Origin of the sequence: Secundilactobacillus pentosiphilus, assembly GCF_002217985.1 — a bacterium.
Classification (GTDB): Bacteria; Bacillota; Bacilli; order Lactobacillales; family Lactobacillaceae; genus Secundilactobacillus; species Secundilactobacillus pentosiphilus.
Genome location: NZ_BCMI01000008.1, coordinates 37,140 through 56,055 on the forward strand (window position 1 = coordinate 37,140; position 18,916 = coordinate 56,055).

Annotated in this window: 14 protein-coding genes; 10 read left to right on the forward strand and 4 right to left on the reverse strand. The window is 46.3% G+C overall.

Annotated features, from left to right (window positions below; genetic code table 11):
- Nucleotides 1-23: 23 nt before the first annotated feature.
- Nucleotides 24-1,001 (forward strand): 3'-5' exoribonuclease YhaM family protein, encoded by a 978-nt coding sequence (locus CES81_RS05425; RefSeq protein WP_089120992.1) that lies wholly within the window; start codon nucleotides 24-26, stop codon nucleotides 999-1,001.
- 71 nt (nucleotides 1,002-1,072) lie between these two features.
- On the opposite strand, the gene CES81_RS05430 is transcribed toward CES81_RS05425, so the two are convergent.
- The 3 genes from CES81_RS05430 to CES81_RS05440 all read right to left on the reverse strand — a co-directional run bounded on the left by CES81_RS05430 (nucleotide 1,073) and on the right by CES81_RS05440 (nucleotide 2,868).
- Complete coding sequence (locus tag CES81_RS05430) at nucleotides 1,073-1,966, reverse strand: peptidylprolyl isomerase PrsA (protein ID WP_089120993.1); 894 nt, start codon at nucleotides 1,964-1,966, stop codon at nucleotides 1,073-1,075.
- Between the two features lie 120 nt (nucleotides 1,967-2,086).
- Nucleotides 2,087-2,413 (reverse strand): hypothetical protein, encoded by a 327-nt coding sequence (locus CES81_RS05435; RefSeq protein WP_089087627.1) that lies wholly within the window; start codon nucleotides 2,411-2,413, stop codon nucleotides 2,087-2,089.
- 17 nt (nucleotides 2,414-2,430) lie between these two features.
- Nucleotides 2,431-2,868, reverse strand: a complete 438-nt coding sequence (locus CES81_RS05440; protein ID WP_089087628.1) for an HIT family protein — start codon at nucleotides 2,866-2,868, stop codon at nucleotides 2,431-2,433.
- 129 nt (nucleotides 2,869-2,997) lie between these two features.
- On the opposite strand from CES81_RS05440, the gene CES81_RS05445 reads away from it, so the two are divergent.
- The 3 genes from CES81_RS05445 (at nucleotide 2,998) to trmB (ending at nucleotide 5,691) form a co-directional block, all read left to right on the forward strand.
- Complete coding sequence (locus tag CES81_RS05445) at nucleotides 2,998-3,735, forward strand: ABC transporter ATP-binding protein (protein WP_089120994.1); 738 nt, start codon at nucleotides 2,998-3,000, stop codon at nucleotides 3,733-3,735.
- On the forward strand, nucleotides 3,728-4,939 hold the full coding sequence (locus CES81_RS05450) for an ABC transporter permease (protein WP_089120995.1): 1,212 nt from the start codon (nucleotides 3,728-3,730) through the stop codon (nucleotides 4,937-4,939). Before CES81_RS05445 ends, CES81_RS05450 begins: the two co-directional genes overlap by 8 nt.
- 107 nt (nucleotides 4,940-5,046) lie before the next feature.
- Complete coding sequence (gene trmB, locus CES81_RS05455) at nucleotides 5,047-5,691, forward strand: tRNA (guanosine(46)-N7)-methyltransferase TrmB (protein ID WP_089120996.1); 645 nt, start codon at nucleotides 5,047-5,049, stop codon at nucleotides 5,689-5,691.
- Nucleotides 5,692-5,762: 71 nt separating this feature from the next.
- On the opposite strand, the gene CES81_RS05460 is transcribed toward trmB, so the two are convergent.
- A complete protein-coding gene (locus tag CES81_RS05460; RefSeq protein WP_089087632.1) occupies nucleotides 5,763-6,089 on the reverse strand; it encodes a hypothetical protein in 327 nt (108 codons plus the stop codon).
- Nucleotides 6,090-6,218: 129 nt separating this feature from the next.
- Here CES81_RS05460 and CES81_RS05465 point away from each other — a divergent pair, with 129 nt between their 5' ends.
- The 6 genes from CES81_RS05465 (at nucleotide 6,219) to CES81_RS05490 (ending at nucleotide 18,753) form a co-directional block, all read left to right on the forward strand.
- Nucleotides 6,219-6,536, forward strand: coding sequence for a thioredoxin family protein (locus tag CES81_RS05465; RefSeq protein ID WP_089120997.1), 318 nt, complete (start codon nucleotides 6,219-6,221; stop codon nucleotides 6,534-6,536).
- 26 nt (nucleotides 6,537-6,562) lie between these two features.
- The gene (ytpR, locus tag CES81_RS05470) at nucleotides 6,563-7,198 is read left to right on the forward strand and encodes a YtpR family tRNA-binding protein (RefSeq protein ID WP_089120998.1); all 636 of its coding nucleotides are present in this window, start codon (nucleotides 6,563-6,565) and stop codon (nucleotides 7,196-7,198) included.
- Between the two features lie 94 nt (nucleotides 7,199-7,292).
- Nucleotides 7,293-9,911: a DNA translocase FtsK gene (locus tag CES81_RS05475; RefSeq protein ID WP_089120999.1), complete on the forward strand. Its 2,619-nt coding sequence runs from the start codon at nucleotides 7,293-7,295 to the stop codon at nucleotides 9,909-9,911.
- 154 nt (nucleotides 9,912-10,065) lie between these two features.
- Nucleotides 10,066-11,397, forward strand: a complete 1,332-nt coding sequence (murC, locus tag CES81_RS05480; protein ID WP_089087636.1) for a UDP-N-acetylmuramate--L-alanine ligase — start codon at nucleotides 10,066-10,068, stop codon at nucleotides 11,395-11,397.
- 119 nt (nucleotides 11,398-11,516) lie between these two features.
- A complete protein-coding gene (locus CES81_RS05485; RefSeq protein ID WP_089121000.1) occupies nucleotides 11,517-12,221 on the forward strand; it encodes a Bax inhibitor-1/YccA family protein in 705 nt (234 codons plus the stop codon).
- A 340-nt stretch (nucleotides 12,222-12,561) separates the two neighbouring features.
- Nucleotides 12,562-18,753: an LPXTG cell wall anchor domain-containing protein gene (locus tag CES81_RS05490; protein WP_089121025.1), complete on the forward strand. Its 6,192-nt coding sequence runs from the start codon at nucleotides 12,562-12,564 to the stop codon at nucleotides 18,751-18,753.
- Nucleotides 18,754-18,916: the final 163 nt, after the last annotated feature.

The window sequence follows — 18,916 nt, forward strand, 5'->3', positions numbered from 1 at the left end:
AGGTTAAACGAGGGGGATTAATCATGGCAGAAAAACAATTAATGGCTTACACAGTTGGCGAACAGATGAACCTGATGGCACTCTTGAAGAGCGTTAATGTTCGGGTGGCCAAGAACGGGAAGCAGTACCTTGATTTGACCTTTGAAGATCAGTCCGGTGAAATCACCGGTAAGTTTTGGGATGCCAGCACTGCTGATGTTGAGCGCTTTCAAGCTGGTCGGGTAGTTCGCCTAGCCGGTAAACGGGAAAATTATCAGGGTTCCCCGCAGGTTAAAATCGTTTCTTTACGGCTAGCCAACGCTGATGAGCTGCATGACCCCAGCGAATTTGTGGTTCACGCGCCAATGAAGGCGAGTGAAATGGAAGATGAACTGAACCAAGTGGTTTTTGAAATCACCAATCAGGTTTGGAACCGCATCGTGCGTTACCTGATTGCCAAGCACCGTGATGCCTTTTTCACGTATCCAGCCGCTAAACATAACCACCACGCGTTTGAAGGCGGGTTAGCCTACCATACGCTGTCGATCTTGAGACTGGCACACAGCGTAGTGAAGCAGTATCCGTCGATCAATGCCCCGTTGCTTTATGCCGGCGCAATTTTGCATGATTTAGGGAAAGTCATTGAGCTGTCCGGTCCCGTTTCTACCCAGTACACGGTGGCAGGCAACCTGCTGGGCCACATCAGTATTGTGGATGGTGAAATCGTGTCAGCTTGTAACGAATTAAAATTTGACTTAAATAACGAAAACGTGGTGTTGCTCCGTCACATGATTTTAGCCCACCACGGTCTGTTGGAATACGGGTCACCGGTACGGCCGCGGCTGTTAGAAGCAGAAGTCCTGCACCAACTGGATGAACTGGATGCTTCGATCATGATGATGACCAACGCCGTTGAAAAGACGACGCCAGGGGAATTCGGCGAACGGTTATTCGCGATGGACGGCCGTTCGTTCTACCGGCCAAGCGATTCTTTGACTGATGGTCAAGATGAACAAAAGTAAATAACAGCACAAACAAAAGGATCGGCCAACTGGTCGATCCTTTTGTTTACCTGATTAAAGTTAAGGATAACTTACTTTGTGCTGGTCTTTGATGAACTGCTTGAAGTCAAGTAGTCAGCAAGAACGTTTTGTAATTGACTATCCTTAATTGAAACGTTACCCTTCTTGAGGACTTTAGAAACAACGCTCTTCAAGGTTGCGCTGTCGTTCATCCGCTTGTCATAAATCTGGCTCTTCAGTTCAGATTCATGCTGCTTATAAGTGCCCTTGCCAGGGTTGCTGTCCATCTTGATGACGTGGTAGCCATAAGACGTCTTAACAGGGGCCTTGGTGTACTGGTTAGTCTTCAGCTTGAAAGCAGCTTTTTTAAAGCTGGAATCCAGTTGGGTATCAGTGTTGTTAAACGGATCTAACTTGCCGCCCTTGTTCTTAGTGGCGCTGTCAGTAGAGTACTTCTTAGCTAATGAAGCAAAGCTCTTGCCTTGGTTCAACTGCTTGATCACAGTTTGAGCAGTAGCCTTCTTAGAGACTAAGATGTGAGAAACCGTTACCTTTGGTTGGTAACTCTTAAACTGCTGCTTAAGCTGTGCATCGGTAACCTTGGTGTCGGCCTTAACGGCTTCCTTCAAGAGCAGGTTGCTCTTGATCTGCTGCTTCAATTGAGAAGCAGTCATACCGCTTTGCTGAAGGACAGAGTTAAACGATGAACCGTATTGTTTCTTGTAGTTGTTGTATTGTTTGGTAACTTCTGCATCCTTAACCTTGCTACCAAATTGTTTCTCAAGAACTTTGTTCAAGATCATTTGCTGTAAGACTTGCTTACCGCTAGAAGTGTTCTTCAAGCTGCTGTAAAATTGGCTTTCCGTAATTTTACCGCCTGAAGTAGTAGCAACTGTTTTGCTACCACATGCTGCAAGGGTCAAGCTTAACATGACACCTGCAAGAGCAACGAGCCATTTTTTCATATTCGAAAACACATCCATTTCTTTAGATTAGTTTCATCCCGTTGGGACATCTTACTTAATATAACATAAACTCAAAATAATTTTCAGTTGTAAAGGGAACTTAATAAAAATTGAATACTTCTATTGGTTTGATTTAGACTTACCTAAATCAGCTACCCGGGCATTAATCGCATCCATGTGCGGCTTGATCTTAAACTGAAACTGATCGACTGACGATTCAATGCTGTCAATGACTGGTTGCGCCTTTTTAAGTTCCGTTTGTAAGTCGGCTAAGTGCGCTTTCACTTCACTGGCTTGTTGGCTAACGTGAGTTAACGCAGCCTTACGCGCCTGAACGTGGGCGATAGTCTCTTGGACAAAGGCACTGGGCGACTGCTGTTTGCGATATAGATGCACGGCCAGAGAAGCGCCAGCCGTGAACAGGGCACTGGTTAAAAAGCGTTTCATGCTTTCACCTCGCTACTTTAGAATTGTGATTTGATGGCGTTTTGAATATCGGTATAAGCCTTTTCGTCATACTTGCTGGAATTATCCTTGAAGGTCATGCCGAAATCATCGTGATCGGTATAACGTGGGACTAGGTGAATGTGAGAATGGAAAACGGATTGGTAAGCCACCTTACCGTTGTTGATCAAAATATTGAGTCCCTTGATCTCGGGGTTAGAAGCCTTGACCGCCCGCGCAATCTTGGGCAGTTTGCTGAAGACAGTGGCTGCTAAATCAGCATCGTAAGCGTAGATGTCAGGCACGTGGGTCTTGGGTACGACTAACGTGTGGCCTGGCGTCCCCTGTGAAATATCCAAAAAGGCTTTCACGTCATCATCTTCGTAAACGGTGTAACTCGGAACGTCTCCCTTAATAATTTTGCAGAAAATGCAATCATCATCATAGTTATGAACCATGTTAAATCCTCCTTTAAAAATCATAAAAGTTAGTTCAAGTATACCGCAATATTCCAGAATTCCATACTCCTGTGCGTATGATATAATGAAACCAATTGACCAAAATTACAGAGAAATGAAGGGATGTTCATGACGCTTCAGGTGATGAAAGTCGTCGGCGGTTATTCGCAGATACCAGTTTTAAAAGAAGTAAGCTTTGACGTTCAAGATGGTGAACTTGTGGGCCTGATTGGACTAAACGGTGCGGGTAAATCAACCACGATCAACCATATTATTGGCTTATTAACACCCTTTAAAGGTGAAATCAAAATTAACGGCCTGACTTTAAATGAAGATAAGAACGCCTATAAAAAACAAATTGCTTATATTCCAGAAACCCCGATCCTTTATCAGGAATTAACCTTAAAGGAACATTTAGAAATGACCATGATGGCTTACAGTCTGGACCGCGATAAGGCTTGGAAGAAGGCTAACCACTTACTGAGCATTTTCCGGTTGGATAATAAGCTGGATTGGTTTCCCGCTAACTTTTCGAAGGGGATGAAACAGAAGGTCATGATCGTGTGCGCGTTCATTACGGATGCGCCGCTGTTTATCATTGACGAGCCGTTTTTGGGATTGGATCCCTTAGCGGTTCATGACCTGCTGGACTTGATCGACGAACAAAAGGCCAAGGGTGCCAGTGTCCTGATGTCAACTCACGTACTGGATACGGCCGAAAAGTACTGTGACCGCTTCGTGTTACTGCACGATGGCACGGTAAAAACGGAAGGGACCCTGCCAGAATTACGCAAGGCTTTGCCGGACGCGGGTGAATCCTTAGACGATATCTACATGTCGATGACGAGGGCTGATCAGCATGAATAATTTATACCGACAGCGTTTATCCAGTCATTTAAAAGAAATGTTTAAATACCTGCGGCTGGTCTTCAACGACCACTTCGTTTTTGCACTGCTGATTTTTATCGGTGGACTAGGGTACGCCTATTCCAACGGGTTAAAGGAACTGCAGCCGAACCTTTGGTGGGCGAAACCGGTGATCGTAGTCGTTTTGCTGCTTGTCTTGCAGCTGGGCCGCTTTGCAACCTTATTTCAGGATGCCGACGTGGTTTTCCTGCTGCCTAAAGAAGCGGAAGTCCGTCAGTACTTACGGGGGGCCCGCACTTATAGCGAAGGCTTAGCCGTGGTCTACGAACTGTTCGGGATGTTTGTCTTGCTGCCGTTCGTTCAGGTGACGGATGCCATGTCCGTTTTTGACCTAGCACTCATTGCTGTTGCGCAATTACTCATGAAGGATAGTTTGTTCAGCCTGGCAATCATCAGACGCTTTCAGGTGAAAGCCGCTTGGCTGAAGGAATCGTTCTGGTTTAAATGGGCGGTACCGCTGGTGATTTTACTCGTTAGTGTTTACGGGCTGCCAGTGATTGGTACGGTGCTGGCGTTAGTACTGGCCGTGAGTCTGCGCGTCGCTGACCGCCGTTACGATGCGGTACCCTTTGATTGGTGGCAGGCGATCACTTTAGAGAATAACCGGATGATGGGCGTTTACCGTTTCTTCAACTTGTTTACTAACGTGCCAATGCTTAAAGGTGTGGCCAAACGGCGCCACTATTTAGATTGGTTGCTGAACATTGTGAAGATCACCCCCAGGAATACTTACCTCTACCTTTATAGTCACGGGATCGTCCGCAGCGGTGAGTTCAGCGGCTTATACACACGGTTGACCATTTTAGGAATGATCTTGCTGTACTTTGTCCGCGGTACGTGGCTGCCAGTGGCGTTAGCCGTTTTGTTTCTTTATTTGATCGGTTTTCAGCTGATCCCGTTTTACTGGCAGTTTGACGACATTGTTTTCACTCATTTGTATCCCATTGCCGAAAAGCAGCGAGTGAACAGCTTCAGGCGGCTGATGTTTTCTCTGACTGGTATCACGGCGTGCCTTTTCTTGGTGATGGTCGTTATCGCAAACCAGGACTGGCAAGTCGGCCTGATCGCCTTAGTCGTTGAAGGCGTCGAAGTGGTACTCATGGTGCAATACTATTTGCCGCTGCGCCTGAAGAAGAAAAAGTAGCAAAAATCTGTTGACGCAAGGGGCTTAATTGCCTAAAATGAACATTATTCTGAAACGGCGGGCTTGATTTAAGTTCGTCGTTTTATCATGGAAATCGGAGGAACAACATGCGTGTACGTAAAAAGCCGTGGGCAGCACCCTACATTAAAAGCCATCCGGACCTCATTGTGACGGATCCCGAGACACAGCTGGGCCACTGGCAGGAACGCTTTCCCAGTCAGCAGCCGATTCAAGTCGAAATTGGCATTGGTAAGGGTCAGTTTATTATCGAAATGGCCCGGCAGAACCCTGAGATCAACTTTTTAGGGATTGAAATTCAGGAATCGGTGATTGCAACTGCCCTGCGTAAATTGGTGGAAAGCGAGCTGCCAAACGTGCAGCTGGTGGAAACAGACGGCGCGTTTGTGGACACTTTATTTGCTGAAGGCGAGATCGACAAGTTATACCTGAACTTTTCGGACCCGTGGCCAAAGAAGCGGCACGCTAAGCGACGGCTGACGTCACCGAACTTTTTGATTCACTACCAAAAGGTGCTGAAGGGCGATGGCCGGATTCAATTTAAGACGGATAACCGCGGCTTGTTTGAGTACTCGTTAACGAGTTTCAATAACTTCGGTATGGTTTTTGATGAAGTTTGGCTGGATCTGCATCACAGCGAAGGCAACGTTGGCAACGTGCAAACTGAATACGAAGAAAAGTTCAGTGCTAAGGGACCGATTTATAAGTTGGTGGCACATTTCAAAGAAGCGTAGCAAGGAACCGTAAAACAAAAAGTCCCCGCTGCAGCTTAAGCTGCGGTAGGGACAGTTACTGAAATGAGACGTTACAGGCGCTGCATTTTTAAGATACTGCCGGTTTTAGCGTCCGCGATGAACTCGTACGAAACGAGTTTTTCATCTTCCATGCGTGACAGACCGCCGGAGTAAACCATGGTATGGATGGCAAACTGTGCGTGCTTGTGCGGGTGTTCGTCGATCCAAGCGCCTTCAATTGTCGATTCTTTTCGAAAAGCCTGCTTCACTTCGTCCAAAATGGCATTAGGTGTCAGATATTGATGGTTGAACACGTTTTTGCCCATCAAAAAACCGAATAAAATACTTAATAGAGATAGTAGACTTAATTGTTGATAATCTTTTATGTTTAGTTCCATACGCGTTCCCTCCTGCGCTATTTAGTATTATGGTAGCTCAAAATTCGGTTTGATACCACATTAATGTATTTTTTCTGAAAACGCGGTATAATTAATCTACTAAATAAAAGTAAGTGAGGAGCGAGTGTAATGGAAAAACTGCCCAAAATGACAAAGGATCAATTGCTTGAAAAAATTAAGGATGGCCGCTACATGCTGTTTTTCTCAGCAACGTGGTGCCCAGACTGCGCCTTCATTAAGCCTGCAATGCCGGCTATTGAAGCTGAGTATCCCGACTTTAAGTTTCTCAGCGTTGACCGCGATGAGAACATTGATTTGGCCGTGGAACTAAACGTGTTAGGCATTCCCAGTTTTATTGCGTATAATAATGGGGAAGAGATCGGTCGCTTCGTTAACAAAGACCGTAAAACAAAACAGCAAGTAGAAGAGTTTATTAACGCACTTTAATTCTCCCGCTTTTGAAAGGATGCTCCATGTTAATTTCTAGTTATAATCAAAAAGCACTTGGTGACGTGATGATCATCTACGTGGCACCAGATGCTGAAGAACAAGACGTTGTTACTAAGGGTAATTTTACCCGAATCTTTGACCCTAAAACGGATACGACGCTGGGGTACAATGTGGCCCACGTGTCAGCTATTTTAGGCGCCATTGATCAAAATGGTCAGGTCTTTTTATCAGAGGATCAAGTTGCTCAGTTAAATGAGGCGTTGGCTGCTGTTGGGTTCAAACCAGAGTTAAAGGCTGACTTATCGTCGAAGTTTATCGTGGGTTACGTCGAATCTGCTGAACCGCACCCTAAATCGGATCACTTATTAGTGACTAAGACCCGGGTCCAGGACGGCAAGACGCTGCAAATCGTTTCCGGTTCGCCGAATATGCAAGCTGACATCAAAGTGGTCGTTGCCGAAATTGGCGCAATGATGCCAGATGGCGAGATTATTTGGCCTGGTAAATTGCGTGGCGTTGAAAGTGATGGTATGATTTCATCAGGAAGAGAATTAAAGATTCCTGGGGCACCCGATCGGCCGGGCGCGTTGATTTTACCTGATGATTACGAAGTTGGAACGCCATTTGACTTTAACAAGGCACAGACTTTATTCAGTTAGATGAACGACGTAAAAGGAGCCGATGCTCCTTTTTATTTTGCCCTGAGCCGTTAAATAACTTAAACTAACTTGAACATTGAATGGATGACGAAATATGAATCACTATGATGGACCAGCTTTTTACCGGAAATACCGCCGACCGGAAAAGTCGGCGAAACAGCCTGTTTCACCACAGTTTAAAGTACCTGGCAAACGCTTAAAACATGTCGATGAAGAACCGGCAATTTTTCAGCAGGATGAGCCTCAGCGTGAAGAACTCAAACAGCGAGAAGAAAAACGGTGGGCTGAAAAACGTCCGGAGACACCGCCCGAACCCTCAAAGCCAATTAAAAATGACTGGCAGCCCGCGGCAACCCATTTTCGGCCGACGCAGGTTCCAAAGCAGCTTAATCGGAGCGTGGAGCAGCAACCGCGGCTTAATTACACGGCAATCATCAAACAGTATTTTCAAAAGACTGATGATGATGTGCTGCTATTTGATGACGGCGCACAGACTGCGAACGAACCAGCGGAGACGGCTCAAAATAGGCTGACTTTCGAGCCGGCCAGCAGTACTGAAGAGGCAGAAAGTACCTCAGTCACGGGGCAGACTCAAGCTGAGGAGTCGGCGCCCGAACAGACACAGACTGCACCGCAAGAAGAACATACAACAGCTGATGAACCTGAAAAAACGGATAATAATGAACAGCGGATCGCGGCAATTCAGCAGCGAATCGATCACCTCAAAGCAGCCAGAAGTGAAACGCCAAGTGAACCTGCTGAATCAGAGACCCCCAACACGGACGGTGCTGATTCAGACAGTTCAACGCTAGCAGCGGATGATCGCCAGCAACCCATAACGCCGGCTGCGACAACGACTGACACGGCTGAGCAGGAATCTGCTAATACTACGAAAAATGAAGAGATGGCACTCTCAGCACCAGAAACTAACGCTGCGTCGACGCCACGTGAAGTTGAGTCCGCGGCCGAACAGTCAGCGACTCATACAGAAGGCACCGAACAAGCTGATACGGCACCATCAGATGATGAGCAAACAGCGGTGGTCACGCAAACGCCTGGTTCAGTGCAGCCCGTCGAGCAACGTGAACCCCAAACACAGCCTTCAGAAAAACAAGCGTCAGAGACCGGAACAAAAACCGCAGAAAAAGACGAGTTAGAGCGTGGCTTAGGTCATTCTCTAGGGGATATTCTGGCGGAAGAAAATACCAGTTCACAGATGAATAAGCTGGCCTTGTTCCAAGATAAACCAACGGCCAAGCCGGTCAGTGAAGTGAGTCAAGATGACCGCGGCTATCAATTCCCCTCGACCTCGCTGTTAACGCCGCCGGTTGAAACTGACGAAAACGCCCTTGACGAGTGGATCGAGCATCAAGGCGAAGTATTAGATGAAACCCTGCAGGCCTTCCACGTGGACGCTCACGTAGTGGATTGGACGGTTGGGCCAACCGTCACGCAGTTCCAAGTTCATTTAGCATTAGGGGTTAAGGTTAATAAGATCACTAATCTTACGGATGATTTGAAACTGGCGTTAGCCGCTAAGGACATCCGGATCGAAGCACCGATTCCTGGTAAAACCACGGTGGGGATTGAAATTCCCAACCCCAAGACGAGACCGGTCATGCTGTCTGAAGTGCTGGAATCTAAAGCCTTCAAAGATAGTGCGTCACCGCTGACCGTTGCACTGGGGGTCGACCTGTTTGGTCAGCCGCGAGTCACGGATCTGCGGAAGATGCCTCACGGCTTGATAGCTGGGGCTACCGGTTCTGGGAAATCAGTCTTCATTAACAGTTTGCTGATTTCGCTGCTGTATAAGGCAACGCCAGCGCAGCTGCGGCTGTTGCTGATCGACCCGAAGGCAGTTGAACTGGCACCTTACGATGGGCTGCCGCACTTGCTGTCACCGGTGATCTCAGATCCACAAGCGGCTGCTGCAGCCTTAAAGTGGGCGGTCAAAGAAATGGACGACCGTTACGACCGGCTGGCAGCCGCCGGTGTGCGAAACGTTGAACAATACAACGATCGTGCCGAACTAACGGGTGATTATGCGCAGAAGCTGCCGTACATTGTGATCGTGATCGACGAATTAGCCGACTTAATGATGATGGCCTCCAGTGAAGTACAGGACTACATTGTCCGAATCACGCAAAAAGCCCGGGCTGCGGGAATTCACCTGTTGATCGCTACTCAGCGGCCGAGTGTGGATATCGTCACCGGGACGATCAAAAACAACATTCCGACTCGGGTAGCCTTTATGGTTTCCTCGCAGGTTGATTCACGGACCATCATCGATACCTCTGGTGCTGAACGGCTGCTAGGGAAGGGTGACATGCTGTTCTTAGGCAACGGGGCTTCACAACCGGTTCGGCTGCAAGGGACCTTCGTTGATAAAGAAGTCGATCGGGTTACCGATTTTGTTCGGACGCAGGGCAAACCGCACTACGCCTTTGACCCGGATGGCCTGCTGGAAAAGCAGCAGGTTCAGGAGAGCCAAGACGAACTGATGCCCGAAGTGCTGGATTATATCGTTCAGGAAAAGACGGTTTCAACGTCTAAGCTACAACGGGTCTTTTCAATCGGCTATAACCGAGCCGCCAACTTAATCGATACCCTTGAAAACAAGCAGTATATTTCTGGCCAAAATGGTTCTAAGCCGCGGGAGGTTTTTCTCACGGAGAAGCAGTTAGCTGAAATGCGGGCGCCCAGAACGGATTAATAGGTGAAGGCTACTCATGTTACAGTGTTGAAAAGGCACTGTTCAAGAAGTGTTCGCTCTGCTAAAATATTGATATGGACCAATCATGGCTGATTAACCAGCAATAGTCGGCCTAAATTAAATCATTGAAACGATGAAAAGAGGATTTTGTTTGATGGACAACACAACCACATATTATTTTGTTGGTATCAAAGGATCAGGGATGAGCTCATTAGCACTCATTCTTCATGACAAGGGTTTTAAAGTAGCGGGATCGGATATTACGCAGTACACGTTTACACAACGCGGACTGGAGCAGGCTAAGATCCCCGTTTATCCATTTGACGAAGCGAATATTCACGAAGGCTTAACGGTCATTGCTGGGAATTCCTTTAAGGACGATCATCCAGAGATTAAAAAAGCTCGCAAAATGGGCTTACCCGTTTACCGTTACCATGAATTCTTGGGTAAGTTAATTGAGGGGTATACCAGTATTGGGGTTGCCGGGGCCCACGGTAAGACCAGTACTACCGGCTTGCTCTCACACGTGTTGTCCGGCATCGCGCCAACGAGTTATCTCATTGGTGACGGCACTGGCAAGGGAACGCCAAACGCGCGCTTCTTTGTTTATGAAGCTGATGAATACCGGCGTCACTTCTTAGCAACTAAGCCTGATTACGCCATCATGACGAACATTGATTTTGACCATCCTGACTACTACAAGGATATTAACGATGTGTTCGATGCTTTCCAGACCTATGCTAACCAAGTCACTAAGGGAATCTTTGCCTGGGGCGATGATGAAAATCTGCGTCGGCTGAAGACTGATGTACCGATTTACTATTACGGTACCAGTGACCGGGACGATTTTCAGGCCCGTGACATCAAGCGGACGACTAAGGGGTCACAGTTCGACGTTTACTATCACGATGAATTTCTCGGCAACTATCACGTGCCGCTGTTTGGTGAACACAACGTTTTGAACAGTTTGGCTGTGATCGCCGTTGCTTACTTTGAAGACGTTGATTTGGATGCCATTAAGGCTGAACTGCTCAATTTCAAAGGGGTTAAGCGCCGGTTTGCTGAACGGAAAGTCGCTGACATGACCATCATTGATGATTATGCGCACCATCCATCAGAAATTCGCGCCACGTTAGATGCCACTCGGCAAAAGTACCCTGACAAGAAAGTGATTGCTGTCTTTCAGCCGCACACCTTTACCCGGGTGATCGCACTGATGGATGACTTTGCTAAGGCGCTGAATAACGCTGATGTCGTCTACCTGACCGATATCTTTAGTTCCGCCCGTGAATCAAGTGGGAAAGTTTCCAGTGCTGACCTTGCTAAGAAGATCAATAAGGGCGGCGAAATCCTTAAGCTTGATAATATGTCGCCGCTGCTTGATTATCATGATGCGGTAGTCGTCTTCATGGGTGCTGGTGATGTTCAAAAATACGAGCGTGCTTACGAGGATTTACTGAGCCACTTATCATTAAAAAACAACTAGTTCTTAACATTTCCTAAAAGGTAGCTTATTCATGCTGTAAGTAATCGCTTTTCATTGCTTTTTCCACTCAGCTTGTTAGAATGTATTCTTAATGAGGGATATCAAAAGGAGGAACCTTGATGAACAATTACGATGAACAGCCACGACGCGTCGTTAATGCGGACGTTGGTTTAAATAAATTCCTAACCAAAATGTACGGCTGGATGGCAGTCGCCGTTCTGCTATCAGCATTTTCTGCGTTTTACGTTTCAACTACACCAGGGTTAATGGCGTTATTTACGGGATCTTACCGGATCGTGCCGTTGATCGTCTGGTTTGTCTTTCCGTTCTTAGTTAGCGGACAAGCAATGAAGCGGCCGTCAATTAGTTTTGTGCTCTTGATGTTCTACGGTTTACTGACTGGCGGTATCATGTCAATGTACGCCTTAGTTTACACGGGAACGACCATGGTGAGTGCGTTTGTTTCAAGTGCTACCATTTTCATTGCGATGGCCGCATACGGTGTTGTCACCAAGCGTGACTTGTCACGTGTCGGTGCGCAAGCCACTTCTGCTTTGATTGCCTTGATTGTTGCCTTCCTCATTAATATCTGGTTGAAGAGTTCCATGATTGCGTTCGTCTTCTCCATTATCGGTGTGGTGATTTTCACGGCTTTAACGGCTTCAGATAGTCAAAAGATGAAGCGGCTCTACCTGCAAAGCGACGGTGGCGCGACAACTGTGACTGGCTTAGCCCTTATTGGCGCAATGCAGCTGTACCTCGACTTCGTTAACCTGTTTATTTTGTTATTGCAGATTTTCGGTGGTATGGGCGATCGTGACTAATCCAATTAAGATTAAGTATCAAGATTTAAAGTTTAAGACAAATAGTTAAAAACTGATTGACTGTCATTTCCTGACGGTCAATCAGTTTTTTTGTGTTAAACGCCCTTTTAACGGTTTTTATGCAGGGTATGTCGGCGAAAAACAGTGTGCCTTTTTTTTCCAAAAATTCGAAAAAATAAGTAGGCTTTTCTTATGTGTACGGGGTTAACAAATCACTATCCAATGTTATACTTGGCTTAGTTCTTTTTTAAGTTTAAATTTAACAGTAACTAGTACAAGCTTAGAGAAGTAGGGTTATTTACATTTGTCTAATTTAAAATGGTGAAAGCGGGGGTTCACGATGCTAAAAAGGAGAGCGTCATTAGCACCAATTATTTCAGAAAAACAGCATTTTAAGATGTATAAGAGTCATAAAACCTGGGTTTTTGCTGCAATTACCGGCATTAGTTTTCTATCAATGATGAGTGCCGGCTCGTTAGAGACGCAAGCAGTTACTGCCAGCAAAAGTGCGGTAACGGTTGCACCAGCAGCCCCAACGGGGACACACGATTCAACTTCGGAAAATGAATCTATGGATCAGCCAAATGGAAACGGTTCAACGGCCAATGGGTCGGTACAAGCAGCTGTGCCTGATTTTAATCAAAAAGTAGCGGACTATAATAAACAAAAGTCCACGTACGAGGCCGCAAAACAGGCGTACCTAGCTGGCCAGCAGCAGGTTGCTAACGAACAATCAGCCTACCAGCAAAGTGTGAGTGAGTACAATCAAAAGAAGGCTGATTATCAAACTGAGCAGCAAACTTATCAAAGCGAGAAGCGCAACTATGATCAAGCCAAACAGCAAGCTGCTGATCAGGCAAGTACCGCAGCAGAGGATAATCAGCAATTAACTACTGTAGAAACGGCACTGAATACGACTAATACTCAACTGTCAAGTACTAAGCAAGCCTATGATGACAATTTAAACACGTATAACCAGGATAAGGATACATACACGCAAACATTAGCGGCTTATACGCAGTTAAACGATCAAATTAAAGCAGCCGAAACTACTTATGAACAGCAGCTCAATGATTTTAAACTTCAAAACGCGGCATACGAAGCTGATGCCTCCGCCTTTAACGGCGCACAGGCTGACTATCAGCAAAAAGCAAGCGCTTTAAAAGAACAAATTCAGTCTTATCAAAGTAAACTAGATCAGTATCAGCCCTTAGTTGATGCATACAACCAAGCTAAGGCCAAGTATGAAGCGACCAAGGCAAACTACGATGCCGGTGTTTCTCAATTATCAACGCAGTTTAACGAAGCCGGTTACCAGGATGCCCTGAGTGCTTATAATACGCAGAAGAATCATTATGGGACCATCAAGGCTGCCTACGACGCTGCTAAAGCAGATTATGATCAAAAGCAGGCAGCGGGTGACGCAACCGATCCCGATTTTTCGGCGCTTGAGGCACAGTACCAGACTGCTTACCAAGATTATTTGACTGCCCAGCAGGCCTACAACGAAGCCGATACACGCCGTCAACAGCAGACGACAGCTGCCGCAAGACAAAATAACCAGTTTACCGTTTTACAAAGTGAATTTGATGACGCGCAGGCTAAATACCAAGCGGCCAGTCAGCAGTTTGAAGCGGTAAAATCAAACTACGAGACTTTGCACGGAAAAGTTGCGGCCTTAAATCAGCAGGCCAATCAGTTAGACGAGCAGCACGATACACAGCTGGTAGAGCAGCAAGCACAATTGAATAGTGAAAAACAGACGCTTGAAAATCTGCAAGCGGCGAGTCAAATTTCTGCCGATCAAATCAGTGACTTACAAACTCAATACAGCAGTGTTAAAACACAATATGATACGGCTGTGACTAACTATGCAAACGTTCAACAGCAGCATGATACGTTAGCTGCTCAACTTAATGTGTTACAGGACCAATACGCTGCAGCCAAGGCGGACTACAATCAGGCCAATGCTAATTATCAAGCTGCTGAAAATAAACTGACCAACTTGCAGAACTTCTACAACCAAGTCAAAAGTGATTATGATGCGGCTCATCAATCATATGTTGACGCCAATGATCAGTTGCAGCATGCCAAAGACGCGGTGACTGCCTCGCAGAAGACTTTGCAGACTTCTCAAGCACTATTTAAGTCTTTGCAAACAACCTATAATTCGGCTAAAGCAACGTATGATCAATTAGCGGGCGAATTACCGGCACTTCAGGCGGATTACCAAAATCAGCTTACACAATATAATCAGGATCTTGCAGCCTTCCAAGCATACACGGCAGCTGTTCAAACGTATCAGCAGGCTGTGTCAAACTTGACGACTAACGTTACGCCTGCACAGACAGCTGCAAAAGCTAAAGTTGAGGCTGCTACCACAGCCGGTGACAAGGTTAACACTGATATTACGGCTCTTAATGCTGCATTAGGCAACGTTAACTGGAATGATGATGCTTGGGTAAGCGACTTTAATGCGAAATTGTCTCAGTTAACAACGGATAAAAACGACTTGGATAATGCTCAAAACGGGTTGGGAGATGCCGTTAGCACTTACGACCAAGCTTTGAATACGTATGAATCCCAGACTGGTACTTCTGAACCAGCAGCTCTGAATACACCGGCTGCGATGGCTGATTACACCAGCACTGTATCTGCGTTGACGGCTGCACTGGCTAATCTGCAAACCGCTAAAACGTACAATACGACATTGGCGACAAGTTTAAAGACTGCTCAGGATGCAGCCAGTACGCTTAATACTGCAATTACGACTGCCAACAGGCAAATTGCCCAAACAGTCATCGATAGTCAAAGTGGGGCTCCTTTAACGAATGACCTCACAGCCTTAAACACCAGTAAAACAGATATAAACAATAAATACACTGCCTTCAATTCAGCAGTGACTGCAGTTAATAATCAGGACGCGGATGTAATCTCAACTGACAAGTTAAACGCGTTGACACAGCAGCAAACCCAAAATACAGGTAACTTAAACAACTTTATTACGGCAGCAACTGCTTTTGATACCCAAACCAAGAATTACAATACTCAATTGGCAAAGTACAACGCCGCAGTAACTGCTAAACAAACAGCTGATGCCGCTGTAACGACTGCTTACACTGCTGCTAATAACGCTAATACAGATTTAACTAGTTTAGCTGCTTTGCTGGCAACGCCAAAGCCTAATGATTCAACTTGGTTAACTCAGGTCAATAATCTGGTCGCACAATTAAAGACGACCACCTTGAGTCACACTAACCTCGATACGTTAGTCAGCGACTATCAAAGTAAGCTAGACGCGCTGAGCAGTGGATTAAACGCAGTTCAGAAAGTTGACCCACAAGCACCAAACACAATTGCAAACTACAATCAGTTAGCGGATCAATTTAATACTGATCTGCAGACCGAGTTGACGAATCTTCAAAATAACTTGAAACAGTATCAAAACGGTACGGCTGTTAATACTGCTGCAACTGCATTAAGTTCGGCTTTGACTAATCTCAATACTGCCATTCAAGCAATTAAGCCAAATTTGACTAGTGACCAGCTTACAACTGATTTAGCTGCGCTTGACACTGCTAAAACGGCTTATGATAATGCGTTATCCGCTTATAATACGGCAGCTGATACTTACAATGCTACGGCTCCAGCGGACAAACAAGCAACCAAGGTGGATGCAAGTCAGAATTCTTCAGACACCGATTACAATAATTTCAAATTGTCTGCTAAAGCTGCAGCAGCCTTGAACCAAGCAACGACTCAAGACGGTACGCTGCAGCAAGCTGTTACCGATACTCAGACTGCTCTGACCACATTGTCTCAAGCCGTTCAAGATTATAACAATACGGTTGGTGCGGCTACTAAGCCAACAGCCACTCAACTTCAAGCTAAGACGGATGCAGTTCATCAGGCACAGAATGCCGTTAAGACGGATGTGGCTAAGCTGGTTACAGCCAACGATGCTTACAAGCAGAGCTTAACCGATTATCAAACCGCCTTGGATGCGTACAACACTGCCGCTGGTAAAACTAAGCAAGCTGTAGTTCCTGGATTTGATAATCCTAATGATACCGCTCAAGCATGGGGCAAATTCGAGCAGGAAGTACAAGCACTGAACACTGATTACAAGACCTATTCTGACAGTGACGTTACGAGTACCACTGCGCCTGCCAAGAATAATCAAGTGATGAAGACGAACATGTATCACTTGCAGGGCAATGATGCGCTCTCAACCAGCGTGAAGGCATTGACTCAAAAAGTAGCTCAAATTAATGATTTAACCCAAAAGGTCAATGACGCCAACACCAAATTTCAAGCGGAAGTTAAAGCAGCTACCGATGATGGCCGTTGGGCACTATACTTTGCCGGCGATAATGGGTTGCTGAGTCTGTATAACAATCTAATCACGGCTTCTTACAACTATCTGGATGCCGTGAACGGCACCAAAACTCCGTTAATTCAAAAGAATATTTCGGTAGACGACGGAAAGGGCTTTATCATCACAACGAACGGCCCTGCTAAGGCGAACACTGGTACCGATGTTAACTCTCGCAGCTATCAAAGTGTCGTGGATGATTTCAATAACGCCGTTAACACGTATAACACCACCGCACCGGCGGATAAAAAGCTCAGCACTGTATCAGCCACTGACCTCAATACGCAAGTGACAACGCTTAAAAATACGTTGGAAAAATCAGGTGGTTTTCAGGCCCAAGCAACTGCAGGATTTACAGCACTAGCTAACCGAGCCCCTGATGAAAAGCAAAACGCCATTGCACTGGCTCGATTGGATCCGAAGTCACCGACTTATTCTGGTACTACTGACGGTATAACCAGCACAACTTCTAATTTCTTCCCAACTAGCGTTACCCTCCTGGTGAGCTTAATCAATGACACGAGTGATAATCCTTGGCCTGCGACACTAGCATCTGGGGAAAATGGTGTTGGATACTCAACAGATGGTTTGACGCTTAACCCACACAGTGATTATGTTGCTACTGGGTATATTGCACCAAATGGGTTGCCATATACAGAACTTAAGGACCCGAATAAAATTACAGATTATCTTGCAACAGCCCCCATTTATGGTTCTACAACAGATAATGTAAGTGATACCCCGCTCAGTAATGGTATACAACCGACATACACTGTCAATGGTGTAACCTATTACTTTGCAGCGCTTGCGGTTACCTCTAGAGAGAATCAAGAGCTTAAATTTACCAGCACAGATCAAATCATCACTTTTGATACCCCAGATGTAAAAACTGCCATTAAGAATTTACCAATTCATACGCTGTGGGGTGATAAGGATGTTAGTATGCGGGTCATGGCCTACTACTTACCAGAAGTTTCGTACAGCAAGTACTTCCTGACTGTACCTGAGCAAACAGCTATAAAGGTTACCACACCGACGATTGATTCGTCGTTAGCAAAAATTACTGACGAGCCAACTCTCGATACTTCGGCCATACCCGTTAAAACGCAGTTAACTGACTTGAAATACCAAGATGGTAAGACGGTCACACCAAGCTTTGATAATCAGTTTAAAGCACCCGTTGCGCCTGATTTGACCTTGTCGACGCCGACTAAGCCGACATCGACAGCAACTAAGCTGACGGGTACAACGTTGGAACAAGTTACTGTGCCTAGTGTGCCTGACAAACAAATTGATCACTTAACGGATGTTGGCCAGTTATCATTGAACACACCGGTTCAGCCAACAGCGCCAACAGAGGTTAAGGACCCAACGCCACCAACAAAGCCATCAGTGCCATCAGCACCGTCGACTTTGCCGGATGGACCTCAAGATATTAATTTAGCTGTTACTGGCATAGGTGATGTCACTGAACCAGAAAAGCTTAATATTCAGACGCCTAATAAGCCAGTGGAACCAACGCAGCCAAATATTTCGGTCCAGACACCGACGACACCGGTCGGGCCAGAAGAGCCAGCAACCGAGCCGGAAAATCCGGGTCCAGTTCAACCGCTAAAGGGTGATGTGCCACCATTGAACTTGAATTCAGTGACGCCACCTGATTCAATGGACAAACCGGATCAGCCAGTGACACCTTGGACACCGCTGGAGGGCGTCGTTCCGCCAGTTGAGCCGCAACAGCCGACCGTGCCACCGATAACACCAATCGTACCGGGAACGCCGGAACGTTCACAAGTGCCACCTGAGCCACAAGTGCCCGGTACCCCAGAACGTTCACAGGTACCGCCTGAGCCGCAAGTGCCTGGCACCCCAGAGCGTTCACGGGTTCCTCATGAACCGATCACGCCTGATACGCCTGAAAAGGGACGGGTTGTCAAAGCGGATGTTAAGTCTGCGGCAGCAAAAGTTGCACCAAAGGTCGCTCAAGCATCCACGGTTAAAGCACACGTTACAAAGAAGACGACTCAGCAGGCCCCAGCTGCTAAGCACTTGCCGCAAACTGGTGAGAAAGCCGAAAGCGGATTAGCTGCTCTTGGCTTAGCCCTGCTGAGCACACTGGGATGGTTTGGTTTTGGCAAAAAGAAACGTCAAGATTAATCCAGTCGTGAAAGAGTTTTTATTGTTTTAATTAAAGCAGCCCCAAAATCAAATCAGATTTTGGGGCTGTTTTCGTGCTAATTCGTGGCGAATCGGGTATGATTTTAAAAACCAGTGTGATGGCGAAAAGGAAATGTAAGCGCTTGACCTAAATATGGCGATG